The sequence below is a fragment of the Yoonia litorea genome, from assembly GCF_900114675.1.
GTDB classification, from domain to species: Bacteria; Pseudomonadota; Alphaproteobacteria; order Rhodobacterales; family Rhodobacteraceae; genus Yoonia; species Yoonia litorea.
The window spans coordinates 610,718-625,387 of sequence record NZ_FOZM01000001.1 but is presented as its reverse complement, the minus strand read 5'-3'; the positions used below and the strand labels follow the sequence as shown (position 1 = coordinate 625,387).

At 56.8% G+C, this 14,670-nt stretch carries 14 protein-coding genes; 7 read left to right on the top strand and 7 right to left on the bottom strand.

What is annotated here, in order from left to right:
* The first annotated feature begins 93 nt into the window (after window positions 1–93).
* Window positions 94–1,356 (top strand): phosphoribosylamine--glycine ligase, encoded by a 1,263-nt coding sequence (gene purD / locus BM316_RS03345; RefSeq protein WP_090203966.1) that lies wholly within the window; start codon window positions 94–96, stop codon window positions 1,354–1,356.
* A 95-nt stretch (window positions 1,357–1,451) separates the two neighbouring features.
* Here purD and BM316_RS03340 read toward each other — a convergent pair whose 3' ends face one another.
* The 5 genes from BM316_RS03340 to BM316_RS03320 form a co-directional block, all read right to left on the bottom strand.
* On the bottom strand, window positions 1,452–1,958 hold the full coding sequence (locus BM316_RS03340; protein ID WP_090207453.1) for a CarD family transcriptional regulator: 507 nt from the start codon (window positions 1,956–1,958) through the stop codon (window positions 1,452–1,454).
* 205 nt (window positions 1,959–2,163) lie between these two features.
* Window positions 2,164–2,499 (bottom strand): ferredoxin FdxA, encoded by a 336-nt coding sequence (gene fdxA / locus BM316_RS03335; RefSeq protein WP_090203963.1) that lies wholly within the window; start codon window positions 2,497–2,499, stop codon window positions 2,164–2,166.
* A gap of 47 nt (window positions 2,500–2,546) precedes the next feature.
* Entirely contained in the window at window positions 2,547–2,933 is a 387-nt protein-coding gene (locus BM316_RS03330; protein WP_090203960.1) for an Hsp15 family ribosome-associated heat shock protein, read from the bottom strand.
* Complete coding sequence (locus BM316_RS03325; protein WP_090203957.1) at window positions 2,930–5,773, bottom strand: helicase-related protein; 2,844 nt, start codon at window positions 5,771–5,773, stop codon at window positions 2,930–2,932. Before BM316_RS03325 ends, BM316_RS03330 begins: the two co-directional genes overlap by 4 nt.
* 31 nt (window positions 5,774–5,804) lie before the next feature.
* Window positions 5,805–6,365: a tetratricopeptide repeat protein gene (locus tag BM316_RS03320; protein ID WP_090203955.1), complete on the bottom strand. Its 561-nt coding sequence runs from the start codon at window positions 6,363–6,365 to the stop codon at window positions 5,805–5,807.
* A gap of 74 nt (window positions 6,366–6,439) precedes the next feature.
* On the opposite strand from BM316_RS03320, the gene BM316_RS03315 reads away from it, so the two are divergent.
* Both BM316_RS03315 and BM316_RS03310 read left to right on the top strand, forming a co-directional pair.
* Window positions 6,440–6,727: an SCP2 sterol-binding domain-containing protein gene (locus tag BM316_RS03315; RefSeq protein WP_090203953.1), complete on the top strand. Its 288-nt coding sequence runs from the start codon at window positions 6,440–6,442 to the stop codon at window positions 6,725–6,727.
* A 5-nt stretch (window positions 6,728–6,732) separates the two neighbouring features.
* A complete protein-coding gene (locus tag BM316_RS03310) occupies window positions 6,733–7,668 on the top strand; it encodes an alpha/beta hydrolase (RefSeq protein ID WP_090203950.1) in 936 nt (311 codons plus the stop codon).
* On the opposite strand, the gene BM316_RS03305 is transcribed toward BM316_RS03310, so the two are convergent.
* On the bottom strand, window positions 7,665–8,879 hold the full coding sequence (locus BM316_RS03305; protein ID WP_090203947.1) for a threonine ammonia-lyase: 1,215 nt from the start codon (window positions 8,877–8,879) through the stop codon (window positions 7,665–7,667). The two genes, BM316_RS03310 and BM316_RS03305, sit on opposite strands and share 4 nt — an antisense overlap.
* Window positions 8,880–8,954: 75 nt before the next feature.
* Between BM316_RS03305 and BM316_RS03300 the strand changes: the two genes are divergently transcribed.
* The 4 genes from BM316_RS03300 (at window position 8,955) to BM316_RS03285 (ending at window position 14,269) form a co-directional block, all read left to right on the top strand.
* Complete coding sequence (locus BM316_RS03300) at window positions 8,955–9,968, top strand: ligase-associated DNA damage response exonuclease (protein WP_090203945.1); 1,014 nt, start codon at window positions 8,955–8,957, stop codon at window positions 9,966–9,968.
* Window positions 9,965–11,554: an ATP-dependent DNA ligase gene (locus tag BM316_RS03295; RefSeq protein ID WP_090203942.1), complete on the top strand. Its 1,590-nt coding sequence runs from the start codon at window positions 9,965–9,967 to the stop codon at window positions 11,552–11,554. Before BM316_RS03300 ends, BM316_RS03295 begins: the two co-directional genes overlap by 4 nt.
* A gap of 63 nt (window positions 11,555–11,617) precedes the next feature.
* The gene (locus BM316_RS03290) at window positions 11,618–13,435 is read left to right on the top strand and encodes a M3 family oligoendopeptidase (protein ID WP_090207450.1); all 1,818 of its coding nucleotides are present in this window, start codon (window positions 11,618–11,620) and stop codon (window positions 13,433–13,435) included.
* Window positions 13,436–13,612: 177 nt separating this feature from the next.
* The gene (locus BM316_RS03285) at window positions 13,613–14,269 is read left to right on the top strand and encodes a transglycosylase domain-containing protein (protein WP_090203939.1); all 657 of its coding nucleotides are present in this window, start codon (window positions 13,613–13,615) and stop codon (window positions 14,267–14,269) included.
* A 116-nt stretch (window positions 14,270–14,385) separates the two neighbouring features.
* Here the strand turns inward: BM316_RS03285 and BM316_RS03280 are convergent, their stop codons facing one another.
* Window positions 14,386–14,667, bottom strand: a complete 282-nt coding sequence (locus tag BM316_RS03280) for a DUF4389 domain-containing protein (RefSeq protein WP_090203936.1) — start codon at window positions 14,665–14,667, stop codon at window positions 14,386–14,388.
* Window positions 14,668–14,670 lie beyond the last annotated feature (3 nt).

Below are 14,670 nucleotides of genomic sequence, written 5' to 3'. Positions count from 1 at the left end.
CTGCATGGGCAGGACTGCGCCAAGCCCATAGCGCCTTGTGGTCCACAGGATCGCCGCTTAGAACCGCGACAAAGCAAACGACCGGGGGCAGCTATGAATATCCTGATTTTGGGCAGCGGCGGACGCGAACATAGCCTTGCATGGGCAGTGAAGCAGAACCCGAAATGCGACCGTTTGATCGTCGCGCCCGGTAATGCCGGTATCGCGGATATCGCGGACTGTGCTGACGTGAACATTTTGGACGGAGATGCCGTCGCAAGCTTTGCCGAAGAAAACGCGATTGATTTCGTTATTGTCGGTCCAGAAGCTCCCCTTGCCGCAGGGGTCGCCGACCGTCTGAGAGACGCAGGATTATCAGTGTTCGGACCCAGTGCCGCCGCTGCACGACTTGAGGCGTCAAAGTCATTCACCAAATCCATTTGTGATGCTGCCAACGCACCGACTGCGGCCTACGCGCACTTTACCGACGCCAGTGCCGCCAAAGACTATATCAAGGCGCAAGGCGCACCGATCGTTGTCAAAGCTGACGGGCTTGCAGCAGGCAAAGGTGTGATCGTTGCAATGACCGAAGACGAGGCGCTTGCTGCCATTGATGACATGTTCGACGGCAGCTTTGGTGACGCTGGCGCGGAAGTCGTCATCGAAGAATTCATGGACGGAGAAGAGGCATCCTTCTTCGTGCTTTGCGACGGCGAAACGGTTCTGCCGGTTGGCACCGCACAGGATCACAAACGCGCATTTGATGGGGATACGGGCCCAAATACAGGCGGCATGGGCGCATACTCTCCTGCGCCTGTGATGACGGAAGACGTGACACACAAGGCGCTCGACGAAATCATTCATCCGACGATGGATGAGATGCGGAAACGAGGAACCCCGTTTCAAGGCGTGCTCTTTTGCGGGTTGATGATCAAGAATGGCCAACCACGGCTTGTCGAATACAACGTCCGCTTTGGCGATCCGGAATGTCAGTGCTTGATGATGCGACTGGGTGGGCAGGTGCTGGATCTGCTACAAGCATGTGCCGAGGGTCGGCTAAATGAAGTGCAGGTCAACTGGGCCGACGATCATGCACTTACAGTTGTCATGGCCGCCAAAGGATATCCGGGCAGCTATGAAAAAGGGACTGTAATCAAAGGTCTCGACAGCTTGCCTGAAGACAGCTTCCACATGGTTTTTCATGCCGGAACTGCGAAATCAGGCGATGCGATTACAGCGTCGGGCGGGCGGGTGCTGAATGTTACGGGACGCGGAACGAGTTTGGCCGAAGCGCACGAAAAGGCTTACGCGATGGCACAGACAGTCGATTGGCCCGAGGGCTTTTATCGTTCCGACATCGGCTGGCGGGCGCTTTAGCCGCTTGCGCGCACCCCTTCACTTCTGAAACCGACCAAAAGCAAAAGCCGCACCATTTGGTGCGGCTTTCCGTTAACGCGTTTTGACGCAGTCAATCAGGCAGCGCGGCTCATCAACACCGAGTCGATTTCTGCTGCTGCTGCGTTTTCATCATTGCCAGCAACTGCCGCAATCTCACGGGTCAGCCGTTCCAATGCTGCTTCATAAAGCTGACGCTCGGAATAGCTCTGTTCGCGTTGATCATCGAGACGGTGCAGGTCGCGGACAACCTCGGCAATCGCAATCAAATCGCCGGAGTTGATCTTCTGCTCGTATTCTTGAGCGCGACGCGACCACATCGCCTTTTTGACCTTCGCCTTGCCACGCAGTGTCTTCATAGCGTGGCTGACGATATCAGGTGTTGCCAAAGCACGCATACCAACATCAGTGGCTTTGTCGGTCGGCACCCGCAGCGTCATCTTGTCTTTCTCGAAGGCAATCACGAAAAGCTCCAGTTCAAAACCGGCGACTTCTTGCGTTTCGATAGAAACAATTTTGCCGACACCATGGGCGGGATAAACGACGAAGTCATTCGGGCTGAAAGCGTATTTCTTCTTGCTCATAATCATCCTTTCGCGGCGCCCCCTCAGGGACAACAAAAAACCGGCGGAGGCAGTGCCACCGTCGGGGAATTCAGTGCTTTGATCGATTAAAGTGTTCGCAGCATTGTCCCAGAGTATACCACAAAATCACGCCCCAAGGAAGCGCCGCAACGCAGCATCAAAAAACCTATTCTGCAAAAGGGCTTAGCAGCAGCCGAAGCCCGAATCAGCCACCCTCACCTGGGGCTTCGGAAAAGAGCTCCATCTTACCTTCTTTGCCGTCCATTTCGTCAGCATTCGGCAGAGGGTCTTTCTTAGTGATGATGACCGGCCACATCTCAGAGTACTTGCGATTGAACTCGACCCACTTTTCCATGTCTGGTTCAGTATCGGGTCGGATCGCGTCTGCGGGGCATTCTGGTTCGCAGACACCACAATCGATGCATTCGTCAGGATGAATCACCAGCATGTTCTCCCCTTCGTAGAAGCAATCTACTGGGCAAACCTCAACGCAGTCGGTGTATTTGCAGGCGATACAATTGTCATTGACGATGTAAGTCATGGGGTCATCCGTTCTCTAGCAGCGCCTAGCTAGATCAGGAGACCGCGTCATTCAAGGTCGAATGGTGCATCTTGCACCCGGTGTGCCATGATATCACGCCTGTCCTTCTTAGTTGGCCGACCCTTACGGTCACCGCCAGGGTTGTAAGGACGTTTGACAACTTCCGGCGACATATCTTCGTAGAGCGCCTGCGCCTCGGGCGCAGGGCCTCTACGCTCACCACAAGCGAGGATACGCACCACCCGCGTGCGCTCTGCTTGAATGAAGGTCAGAACGTCGCCCGGCCCTACTGTCCTTGAAGGCTTGCTCACAGGTTGGCTGTCGACACGCACTTTGCCGGCGGTCACAACCCCAGCGGCAAGGCTGCGCGACTTGAAGAAGCGCGCCTGCCACAGCCATTTGTCCAGACGGATTGTCGGACGAGCTTCGGTCAATCCTTTTTGAACCCGGCCAGCGCCGCAGCGAAAGGATTATCCGGATCAATTGCCTTTTCGCGCTTTGGTTTGGCCGAGAAGCTCTGCGGCTTGCTACGATCGCCTTGGGACCGCCCTTTGCCCTTGGGCTTGCCCTTACCGCGTGCAGGCTTGCCCCCTTGGGGACGGTTCTGCTTCTGTCCGCGTCCGCCCCAAGTGAAGGTATAAAAAACCTCCATTTCAGTTTCAGAAACGGCGGCATCAGCAGGCTCAGCAGTGACGTCTTTGTCTTCAAGCTCGTCAGGAATTCCACCTGGCTCTTCCGTGAGCACTTCTGTTTCGGCGACAGGAGCTACCCCATCATCCACGATATCAGCAGATGGTGTCTCGTCTGTGGCGACAATCGCACCAGCAGCGGCGGCATCATGATCCATGACGGGAGTATCATCTGTGCGGCTGGCAGCGCCGGGCACGACTTGGGTGACAGATTTCACCTTTTCGCGCTCGCTCCTTTCCGCCTTGTAGCCAAGACCCTCCATCAGATCGGCAAATTGTTCCAACGTCATACCCGTAATGGACAGCATATCGGCGGAGGCTTCGAACCCGCCACGGCTGTCCTGATCACGCAGCATGTCGGCAAGCCTTTCCAACATGTCGATGCGGATAGCGCGTTCACCGGCGGCACGGTAGCCTGCCATCGCATAGTAGCCCATGACCGCATCCTTCGCAGCCGGCACGGTCACCAACCCCGGTGGTGGGCTTTCGGGGAATTCGGACAGACCTTTAGACAATGACCACAAAACAAGACGCAGACGGGTTGGCGCAGGCTTCAGCAGTGGTGGCATGAAGATCGTGAATTGGCCAAAACGCACACCATGCTTGCGCAGCGCCCCGCGCGCGTCCTGATCAAGGGCTTTGACCTCTTCCGCTACTTCGCCGCGCGGAATAACTCCGAAACCTTCAGCCATGCGAAAAGCAAAGCCCTTCGCCGCGCCGGTCAGTGTTTCGTCGTTCTTGAGCGACATCAACGGCTCGAATCCAGCCGCGATCTTGCGATCAATGAAGTGTTGGAGGCGTCTTTGCACCTTGGCGGCAACGTCTTCGCCTGCCTCATCATCGACGAACACTTCTATGCCAGGCTTGTAAGGGTCGCTTCCGGCGACCAATTTGCCGACAGCCGCATCACCCCACATCAGACCACCCTGTTCGGTGAAGTCGATTTCGGGATCGGGCGCATTGTAGAAACGGTCAGCGAGCAAATTGAACTGCGGGGCCAATGCTTTCACCGACGCCTGTCGCAGGGTCTTTGCCTCATCCGGGCTGCCAGCTTTGTCCATCCGGAAGCGGAACCCCTCCAACCGTCCAACGAATTCACCTTCGACGGTTACTTCACCCTTGTCATTTACGTCGGCCAAAAGGCTCTCCTTCTGTTTGAGCCGCCGGAGCAGGATACTGGTCCGCCGGTCCACAAATCTTTGCGTTAATGCACCGTGTAGTGCATCAGATAAACGATCTTCTACCGCGCGGGTTTCATCGCGCCAACGAGATTCGTCAACCAACCACCCCTTACGCTGGGCGACGTAGGTCCACGTACGGATGTAGGCCAGACGCTTTGAGAGGGTGTCGATGTCACCATCGGTGCGATCAATCCGCCTGACTTGCAGCCCGAACCAATTGGACGAAACATGGCCCAGCTGGTGCAGGTCGTTATAGATATGTGTCAACAAACCAGCGTGCTCACCGCGGCTGATGCCTCTGAAATCTGGTATCCGACAGACGTCCCAAAGCAGTTTGATTGATGGCCCGTCGGTGGCGCGTGCGGCGACCTCGGTATCGGCTGCAAGAGCCTTGAGTGCAGCAAGATCATCGCTCTCTCGCACTCTGGTGAGCCATTGATCTTCTGTTTTTTCTTCAAGGCTCGCTATCAGTCGCTTCACCGAAGAAAAACGCAGATCGCTATTACGCCACTGCAGTTTCTTCACCGGCCGGAAGCGATGCTCACAGATCGCTTCTGCCAATGCATCATCAAGCGGTGGGGCTTCGCCAGTGACGCCGAATGTTCCGTTGTCTTTATATCGTCCGGCGCGGCCTGCAATCTGCCCCAATTCCTCAGGCTGGAGATGCCGCATCCGGCGCCCATCGAATTTCGTCAGCGATGAGAACGCAACGTGGTTGATATCAAGGTTGAGCCCCATGCCAATCGCGTCCGTCGCAACGAGATAGTCCACATCGCCGTTTTGATACATTTCAACCTGCGCATTGCGCGTGCGCGGCGAAAGCGCGCCCATGACCACGGCAGCACCACCTTTTGTCCGGCGCAAGAGCTCGGCAATCGCATATACATTTTCAACCGAAAACCCGACAATTGCGGAGCGAGACGGCATCCGGCTTATCTTTTTCGAACCTGTGTAGGATAATTCAGACATACGGTCGCGCCGCATGAATTGCGCCTGAGGTACCATTGCAGCAATAGCACCTCGCATCGTCTCGGCACCCAGGAAGAGGGTTTCGTGAAGACCGCGCGCATGGAGCAGACGGTCCGTAAAGACATGGCCCCGCTCGGGATCGGCACAAAGCTGTATTTCATCTATCGCAAGAAAATCGGCTCCCATGCCTTCGGGCATGGCCTCGACTGTGCAGACCCAATAAGCTGCACGTGACGGGACGATCCGCTCCTCACCTGTGATCAGCGCGACAACACTCGGACCGCGCTCAGCCACGATGCGGTCATAGACCTCTCTTGCAAGCAGTCTCAGCGGAAGGCCGATGATCCCGGTGCGATAAGCCAGCATCCGCTGGATTGCATAGTGCGTTTTGCCGGTGTTCGTGGGCCCAAGCACGGCCGTGATGCGCGATGCCATCTTTTCAATCCGTGCCAGCGAGTGCAGCCGCCTAGAGCGCCTGCCCTTCCAATTCCAATTCCAACCGCGACGTCGCTTCAAGCGCCGGTGCGGAGTGCGGGTGGATATCAAGGATCATCCGGTAGAGTTCAAGGGCATCTTGTGAACGTCCAAGTTCCTCAAGCACAATGGCAAGCCCTGTCATCGCCTCAAAATGCAGCGGGTTCAGTCGCAGCACCGTTTGGATATCTTCCAGTGCCGGGCCGGTCATGCCGAGCAGATAATAGGAGGATGCACGACCGAAATAGCCTTCGGTGAAATAGGGGGCGTGATCGACCAACGCGGAAAAGTGTTCGACAGCGATGTCCGGCTGACCTTGCTCAAGCGCCTCTTTTCCGCGCCTCAAGAGCAAATCCATCGCAGGTGATCCGCTGCGTTCCCAGGTACTGATGATCTGGCCTGCCAGTCGCTCTGCCTCAACAGCGTCCGCTTCGGAAAGCTGTTGATGAAGTTCATCCAAATCGGTTTCCTGCGCCAAAGCAGGCAAAGAAATGCCTGAAGACAGGAAAAGTGCCGCAACGACACATTTGAAGCGATCAATGTGCATACCCATAAGGGACGATGTAGCGCATCACGCGTCCTGCACCAGAGGCGCGTGTTCACAACAATGAGCAAAAGGAATTCAAGATGAGTGATGTAGTCGCCCAGGCCGTAGACGCCCTGAACGCAAAGATGGACGGTGGTTTTGATGGCACTGCCAAATTCGTCATCGAAGATGAGGGAAGCATCATCATCGACGGGAATGGAGCCCACGCAGGTGATGAGGATGCTGACGTGACGCTGACAGCCTCGACAGAAACCTTCAAAGCCATTCTTGATGGCGAAATGAACCCGACCACAGCTTTCATGACCGGCAAGCTTGCCGTTGATGGCGACATGGGTGCTGCGATGCGCCTGTCCGGCGTTCTCTCCTAATCGTCATGGAAACCGCCCCCCTCTTTGATGAAATTGCGGCCGGACCCGATGGGGGGGCGGCCCATTGGCTGACCACTGACGATGGCGTGCGCATACGTGTGGGCCATTGGCCCCTTTCAAATGCAAAAGGCACTGTCCTGATCTTTCCCGGTCGCACCGAGTTTGTCGAAAAATACGGTGTGACAGCCAAAACGTTGCAGGCCGCAGGATACGCCAGTCTCGCGGTGGATTGGCGCGGTCAGGGGATCGCGGACCGGCTGCTTGATGATCGGATGATTGGCCATGTCGGCAAGTTCACCGACTACCAACACGACGTCAGGGCCACGATCCGCCATGCTGAGGCGCTTGGACTGCCACGTCCGTATTTTCTTATCGCCCACTCCATGGGGGGCTGCATCGGATTGCGCGCCTTGCGCGAGGGCCTTGATGTGAAGGCCGTCATGTTCTCAGCCCCGATGTGGGGTGTCGCCATGGCACCTCTGATCCGGCCCTCGGCATGGGTCATGTCGAGTCTCGCCATGAAACTGGGCTTTGACGAAAAGCTGACACCGGGGCAGTCCACCGAAAGCTACGTGCTCCGCGAAGAGTTCGAAAACAACACGCTGACCAATGATCCCCAGATGTGGGAGCTTTTCAAAAAGCAACTGATTGCGCACCCTGATCTTGGTCTCGGCGGCCCGTCGCTGCGGTGGGTGAACCTGTCTTTGATTGAGATGCGGCGACTGAGCCGCCTGCCCTCACCCCCTGTGCCCTCTCTGACCTATCTGGGAACAGGCGAACTGATCGTCAGCTCTGACCGGATCAAAAATCGGATGGCTGGCTGGAAGGATGGAAAGCTACGTGTGATCGAGGGTGGTTTGCATGAAATGCTCATGGACAAACCAGAGCTGCGCGACATGATCATGGCCGAGACAGTCGCACACTTTGAGGCGAACGCCTAAGCGATTTCGCTGTCAGACTTGACGCGGAACCCGGCCTCTCGCAGCTGTCCCAAAACGTCGGCAACATGTTGTTGGTCGCGCGCTTCGATCACGATTTCCAACTCCGCCTGCTTCAGAGAGACGCTCTGCATCATCCTTTGGTGGATGACCTCGACCACGTTCGCACCTGCTGCGCCGATAATGTGAGATATTTTGGCAAGTTGCCCTGGCGTGTCGCTGATCTCAAACGTGAGGCGCGTAATTCGCCCGTCACGCACTAGCCCGCGCAATATCAGGGTCGAGAGCAGTCGGGAATCGATGTTGCCGCCACAGACAACAAGCCCAACTTTTTTGCCTTGCAGTTCAGGTGCCAGTTTTTCGATCACAGCGAGGCCGGCACCAGGTGCGCCTTCTGCAACGATTTTCTCCTGCGAAAGAAGGTCAAAAATGGCGTTTTCAATTTCCGCTTCAGTTGCGGTCTCTACGCGGTCGACGAATTTGCCGATGATGTCCAGATTTGCAGCCGACGGCTCCTTCACAGCAATGCCTTCGGCCAAAGTGGCACCGCCAAAATTGGTTGGGTGACCATCAAAGCGTGCTTTCACCGCATCAAAATTTGCAGCTTGCGCGCCAATCACTTGAACTGATGGTTTCACCGATTTGGCCACAACGGCCATCCCTGCAATCAGCCCCCCGCCTCCGATTGGCACGACGATGACGTCAAGGTCCGGTTCCTGCTCCAGCATTTCCAGCGCCACCGTCCCCTGTCCTGCAGCAACCACAGGATCATCAAACGGGTGGACAAAGGTCATGCCCCGTTCGGCAGCAAGGTCCAGCGTGTATTGCACGCTCTCATCAAATCCCGCGCCATGAAGAACAACCTCGGCCCCAAAGTCTTTGGTTTTCTTTACTTTGTTAAACGGTGTCCCTTCCGGCATGACGATGACAGCAGGTATGCCAAGCCGTTGCGCATGATAGGCAAGTCCCTGTGCGTGATTTCCGGCACTACAGGCGATGACACCTGACGCACGCTCTCTCTCAGAAAGGGTCAGTAGTTTGGCGAGCGCGCCGCGCGCCTTGAAGGCGTTGGTATGCTGAAGGTTTTCCAACTTCAGGAACAGGTCAAATCCAAGGCGCAGTGACAAGCGTGCGGCATGCACCGTCGGCGTGCGCATCGTGGCGGGAGCAATGGCCGCATAGGTTTCATTGATCAGTTCGGGGGTCAGCGCCATCGCGGAGGCCTTTCTGGTACTCGAAGCCAACCTAAGCGGCATTGGCGGGCAGCGCCACCGCCCTATAGTCAGCCTATGGCAGACGTTCTGACTTTTACGGATCGCGGGATCTATTGCGCGGCAGGAGATTTCTATATCGATCCTTGGCAGCCTGTGGACCGCGCGCTTATTACGCATGGCCACAGTGACCACGCCCGCTCTGGCATGGGCCGCTATCTGGCGACCGAGGGCACCGCGCCGGTGATGCGGCACCGGTTGGGCGAGATAACCTTACAAACCGCTTCTTACGGCCAACAGATCGAGATCGGAGATGCACAGGTCTCATTCCATCCTGCAGGGCATGTGCCCGGCTCTGCACAGATCAGGGTCGCGGTCGGGGGTCAGGTCTGGGTCGTCTCGGGCGATTACAAAACCGTGGCTGACGGGATGTCCGAACCTTTTGAACCGGTCACTTGCCATGCATTTATCAGCGAATGCACATTTGGTCTTCCGGTGTTCAAGTGGACACCAGAAGACGTGCTGACACGCCAGATCAACGATTGGTGGGCAGCGAATGCTGCCGCCGGGCGAACATCGATCCTCGGGGCCTATGCCCTGGGCAAAGCGCAGCGGCTACTGACCACCGTGGACGTATCAATTGGCCCGATCCTGACACATGGTGCGATTGAAAACACCAACGACGTCCTGCGCGGACAGGGTATCCCACTGCCTGACACAACCCGGGTGACACCAGACACGACGCATAAGACTCATCCTGGCGCCCTTGTTTTGGCAACGCCGAGCGCGCTTGGCACCTCATGGACACGCCGGTTCGGGCCATCATCGACGGCCTTTGCCTCTGGTTGGATGGCGCTGCGCGGCGTGCGCCGCAGGCGGGCGGCGGATCGAGGCTTCATCGTTTCCGATCATGCCGATTGGGACGGGCTCAATTCTGCGATCAAGGCGACTGGTGCCGATAAGCTCTTCGTCACGCACGGCTACACCTCGAGCTTTCGCCGCTGGCTGACTGATCAAGGCTATGACGCTCATGTTGTCAGCACCGACTATCAGGGCGAAGGCTTTGACAAAGACGACGAGGGCGAAGGATGAAGGACTTTGCAACCCTCGTCACCCGCGTTGACGAAAGCACGAAGACCAGCGTCAAAACCGCTGCTCTTGTGGATTACTTTCAGACCGCCAGCGATGCAGACAAACTCTGGACCATCGCGCTTTTTACAGGACGACGACCCAAGCGCACGACTACGGCGACGCGGCTGCGCGAATGGGCAGCCGAGGTTGCTGGCCTGCCCGATTGGCTTTTTGAAGACTCCTACAATGTGGTCGGCGATCTGGCGGAGACTATCGCCTTGGTCTTGCCACCAAGCGCGGGAGACGAAGATAAGCCCCTTGCTGAATGGATTGCCTATGTCCGGCATCTCTCGACGCTGGAGGATGATGACAGGAAGGCCGGTATTCTTGACGCATGGTCGCGCTTGCCGCAGGCGGAACGCTTTCTTTTCACCAAACTCCTGACGGGCGGCTTTCGTATCGGGGTCAGCGCGAAACTGATCACGCGTGCGCTGTCACAAGCCACAGGACAGCCAGAAGCGGAACTCACACACAAGTTGATGGGCAACTGGACTCCTGACACGGTGACTTGGGAAACGCTGATTGAGGCAGATGATCCGACAGCGGATTTGTCCAGACCGTATCCTTTCTATCTGGCCTACCAACTGGATAGTTTCGACGATCTGGGCAGCCCGGCGGAATGGAACGCCGAACGCAAATGGGATGGCATCCGGGGCCAGCTCATTGTGCGTGGAGGCGAACATTACCTCTGGTCGCGCGGCGAAGACCTGATGACCGATCGTTTCCCCGAACTCGCGCAACTTCGCGATTACCTACCCGATGGAACTGTGATTGATGGCGAAGTGCTGGCCTTTTCCGATGAACGTCCATTGCCTTTCAACGCCCTGCAAAAGCGCATCGGGCGCAAGACGGTCCCCAAGAAACTACTGACCGAAGCGCCCGTTGTTCTGATGGCCTATGACCTGCTTGAGCATGGCGGAAACGACATCCGAAGTAAGACATTCACTGCGCGCCGCAACCAATTGTCATTGCTTATAAAAGATATTCCCAGTGAAGCACCGATGCGCCTGTCTAAATCAGTTGATTTTACGACGTGGAACGAGCTGAGCGCAGCCCGCGATCAGTCCCGTGACTTAGGTGCGGAAGGGCTGATGCTGAAACGCTGTGATAGCCCCTATCTTTCAGGTCGAAAGCGTGGCGACTGGTGGAAGTGGAAGATCGACCCGCTGACCATCGACGCGGTGATGATCTACGCACAGGCCGGTCACGGACGGCGCGCGAACCTCTTTACCGACTATACCTTTGCGGTGCGCGACGGAAACGAGCTGGTCCCCTTCACCAAAGCCTATTCCGGCCTGACCGACGCCGAATTCCGCGAAATCACTGCATGGGTGCGCAAGAACACGCTGCAACGCTTTGGCCCCGTGCGGCAGGTTCCGCCCACCCATGTCTTTGAGATCGCCTTCGAGGGCATTCAGGAAAGCCCTCGGCACAAATCTGGTGTCGCCCTGCGCTTTCCGCGCATGCTGCGGTGGCGGCGCGACAAACCGGTGGATGAAGCGAATACGCTGGACGATCTGAAAGAGATGTTGGCGACTTACGGCTGATGGGGTTTCCACTCCTGCGGCCTGTGCCTATCTATTCTGCAAGCAATGATGAAAGGCGATCCCATGAAGTTCCCGACCCCTGTTTTCGATGCCAATGCCTCTGGCGGCAAGAACCTTGGCGATCTGCCTGAATGGGACCTGACAGACCTTTATCCATCCCCTGACAGTGATGAACTCAAACGCGATATGGTGTGGCTGGAAAAGGAATGTGCCTCCTTCGCTGCCGACTATGAAGGCAAGCTGGCCGACCTGGATGCTGAAGGGTTGCTGAATGCTGTCCAGCGCTATGAGGAAATCGACATCATCGCCGGTCGCATCATGTCCTATGCTGGCTTGCGCTACTATCAAATCACCACTGACAGCGACCGTGCCAAATTCATGGCTGATTGTCAGGACAAGATCACTGATTTCACAACGCCGCTGGTCTTCTACGGGCTGGAATTCAACCGGCTGGAGGATGATCACCTTGCGGGTCTCTTGGACGCAAATGCCGACCTCGCCCGCTACAAGCCCGTGTTTGACCGTATGCGTGCGATGAAGCCGCACCAGTTGTCGGACGAATTGGAGAAGTTTCTGCACGACCAGTCCGCTGTCGGCGCAGCCGCATGGAACCGTTTGTTTGACGAAACCATGGCCGCACTGGAATTCGAGGTAAACGGCGAGACACTAAGTCTTGAAGCCACGCTGAACCTGCTGACCGAACAGGACCGCGCCAAGCGTGAAGCAGCGAACCACGCGCTCGCCAAGGTGTTTAAGGAAAACATCAAGCTGTTCAGCCGTGTCCACAACACGCTAGCCAAGGAAAAGGCCATTGAGGACCGTTGGCGCAACATGCCGACGCCGCAGACGGGGCGTCACCTGTCAAACCATGTCGAGGCCGAAGTGGTCGAGGCGCTGCGCAATGCCGTCGTCGCCGCCTATCCGCGCCTGTCGCACCGCTATTACGCGCTGAAGGCTAAATGGCTGGCACTGGACAAGATGCAGGTCTGGGATCGTAACGCGCCGTTGCCTATGGAAAGCGACCGCATCGTTGATTGGGAAGAGGCCACGAACACCGTCATGGACGCCTACGCTGGGTTTGATCCCAAAATGGCAGAGATTGCTAAGCCGTTCTTCACCGACGGCTGGATTGATGCCCCCGTCAAGCCCGGCAAGGCCCCCGGCGCCTTTGCGCATCCGACCGTTACGTCGGTGCACCCTTATGTGATGCTCAACTATCTTGGCAAACCCCGCGATGTCATGACGCTGGCGCATGAGTTGGGCCACGGCGTGCATCAGGTGCTGGCCGCCGAACAGGGCGAGCTCTTGTCCTCCACCCCGCTGACGCTGGCGGAAACAGCCTCGGTCTTTGGCGAGATGCTGACCTTCCGCAAGATGCTGGAAGGTGCCAAGAGCCAGGAAGAGCGTAAGGTTCTGCTGGCCAATAAAGTCGAGGACATGATCAACACGGTCGTCCGTCAGATCGCCTTCTACGATTTTGAATGCAAACTGCACGCCGCCCGCGCCGAAGGGGAGTTGACGCCAGACGATATTAACGCGCTCTGGATGTCGGTGCAGGCCGAAAGCCTCGGGCCGGTGTTCGAGTTTGCCGAAGGGTACGAGACCTTCTGGTCCTACATCCCCCACTTCGTCCATTCGCCCTTCTACGTCTATGCCTATGCCTTCGGCGACGGCCTCGTGAATGCGCTTTATGCCGTCTATGAGGAAGGCGACCCCGACTTCCGCAAGAAATATTTCGATATGTTGCGCGCCGGCGGGTCGAAGCACCACAAGGAATTGCTGGCACCCTTCGGGCTGGACGCCTCGGACCCCGCGTTCTGGGACAAGGGGCTGTCGATGATTGAAGGCTTCATCGACGAGTTGGAGGCGATGGAGGGGTGACTCGGGCGGGGTGATGTGTGAACTGGGTTTAAAGGGGCGGTCCAACGACCGCTCTGAGCCCATAGTGACGGATGCTGCACAATGCACGAAGGGCCGCTTCGCGGGGATTTGGCATTTCAGCTTGCCTGCGAAGTCAGTACCCTCAGGCGACAGGATACTTTGATGTTTGAGTGAAGCATGAGACGGATCAGTTTTATAGCAGTTGGTTTTTTGTTCCTCGTTTTTGCTGGAGCGATTGGCTACGGAGCCATTGGATATCGGGACGCCGTTCGTCAGGCAGATGCTTTCGCAACCCGTGCGGACGCTCTGATCGCCGATGGTCGTGGACCAAATGATCTGGGCATCGAACAACTTCGGCAGCTTATCTTGGTTCAAGACCCAGGTTTCCTTGACCATGCTGGCGTTGATCTCTCCACAGCCGGAGGTGGTCTCACCACGATCTCTCAATCCCTAGCCAAGAGGCTAGGTTTTGAAGAGTTTCGCCCTGGAGTCGGGAAGATACGGCAGACAGGTTTCGCGATTGGTCTTGAACGCAGACTCACCAAAAATCAGATACTCGCGCTTTGGCTCGATACCGTTGAGATGGGGCGCGGTCCTGAAGGATGGATGACGGGTTTCTTCACTGCAAGTGAGAACATCTATGGTCGAGCACCCTCGGAACTCACCGATCATGAGTATCATCGTCTATTGGCTGTGCTAATCGCTCCAGGCCGGTTCCGGCTTCTTGAAAGCGATACAGACCTGGACGACCGGGCTTGGCGGATCGCCAGACTAGCATCCGGTGATTGCTCACCAGAAAGCCAAAGTGACGTTTGGCTCGACGGCTGCACTTAGCTTTTGGTTCGCCAAACCGAGTCTCCTGTCATGAACTTCAATTGCGCACAGCGGACATTGGCCGTGGGCCGTCGAATGTCCGCTCCGTCCCGCAAAGCGGACCTATCCTGCAAACCTCAATCCAACTCGGTCCACGGCCAGGGCTTCACCTCACTCGCACCCGTCTGATACCGCGCGGCTTTGGCCATCCAGACACCCATCGTCGTGCCGATCTCTGCCAGTTGCTCATTCGGCTGGCGTTTGTTGAACAGCATGATCAGGAACTGTGCGACAGTCAGGAAGCCAAGAATAGTGCTGGCAAAGCTCATCAAGACGGCAATGATGACGACGTTGATCAACCTCAGCCAGATGTTATCGAAATCGCTTTCGGCATCGGAGGTTTCAGGGTCATGGGACATCGT

Excerpts from the sequence above, each read along its gene's own strand:
- purD (WP_090203966.1), top strand. The coding sequence starts at position 94 with ATGAATATCCTGATTTTGGGCAGCGGCGGACGCGAACATAGCCTTGCA.
- BM316_RS03340 (WP_090207453.1), bottom strand. The coding sequence starts at position 1,958 with ATGAGCAAGAAGAAATACGCTTTCAGCCCGAATGACTTCGTCGTTTAT.
- fdxA (WP_090203963.1), bottom strand. The coding sequence starts at position 2,499 with ATGACTTACATCGTCAATGACAATTGTATCGCCTGCAAATACACCGAC.
- BM316_RS03325 (WP_090203957.1), bottom strand. The coding sequence starts at position 5,773 with ATGGCATCGCGCATCACGGCCGTGCTTGGGCCCACGAACACCGGCAAA.
- BM316_RS03320 (WP_090203955.1), bottom strand. The coding sequence starts at position 6,365 with ATGGGTATGCACATTGATCGCTTCAAATGTGTCGTTGCGGCACTTTTC.
- BM316_RS03315 (WP_090203953.1), top strand. The coding sequence starts at position 6,440 with ATGAGTGATGTAGTCGCCCAGGCCGTAGACGCCCTGAACGCAAAGATG.
- BM316_RS03310 (WP_090203950.1), top strand. The coding sequence starts at position 6,733 with ATGGAAACCGCCCCCCTCTTTGATGAAATTGCGGCCGGACCCGATGGG.
- BM316_RS03305 (WP_090203947.1), bottom strand. The coding sequence starts at position 8,879 with ATGGCGCTGACCCCCGAACTGATCAATGAAACCTATGCGGCCATTGCT.
- BM316_RS03300 (WP_090203945.1), top strand. The coding sequence starts at position 8,955 with ATGGCAGACGTTCTGACTTTTACGGATCGCGGGATCTATTGCGCGGCA.
- BM316_RS03295 (WP_090203942.1), top strand. The coding sequence starts at position 9,965 with ATGAAGGACTTTGCAACCCTCGTCACCCGCGTTGACGAAAGCACGAAG.
- BM316_RS03290 (WP_090207450.1), top strand. The coding sequence starts at position 11,618 with ATGAAGTTCCCGACCCCTGTTTTCGATGCCAATGCCTCTGGCGGCAAG.
- BM316_RS03285 (WP_090203939.1), top strand. The coding sequence starts at position 13,613 with ATGAGACGGATCAGTTTTATAGCAGTTGGTTTTTTGTTCCTCGTTTTT.
- BM316_RS03280 (WP_090203936.1), bottom strand. The coding sequence starts at position 14,667 with ATGTCCCATGACCCTGAAACCTCCGATGCCGAAAGCGATTTCGATAAC.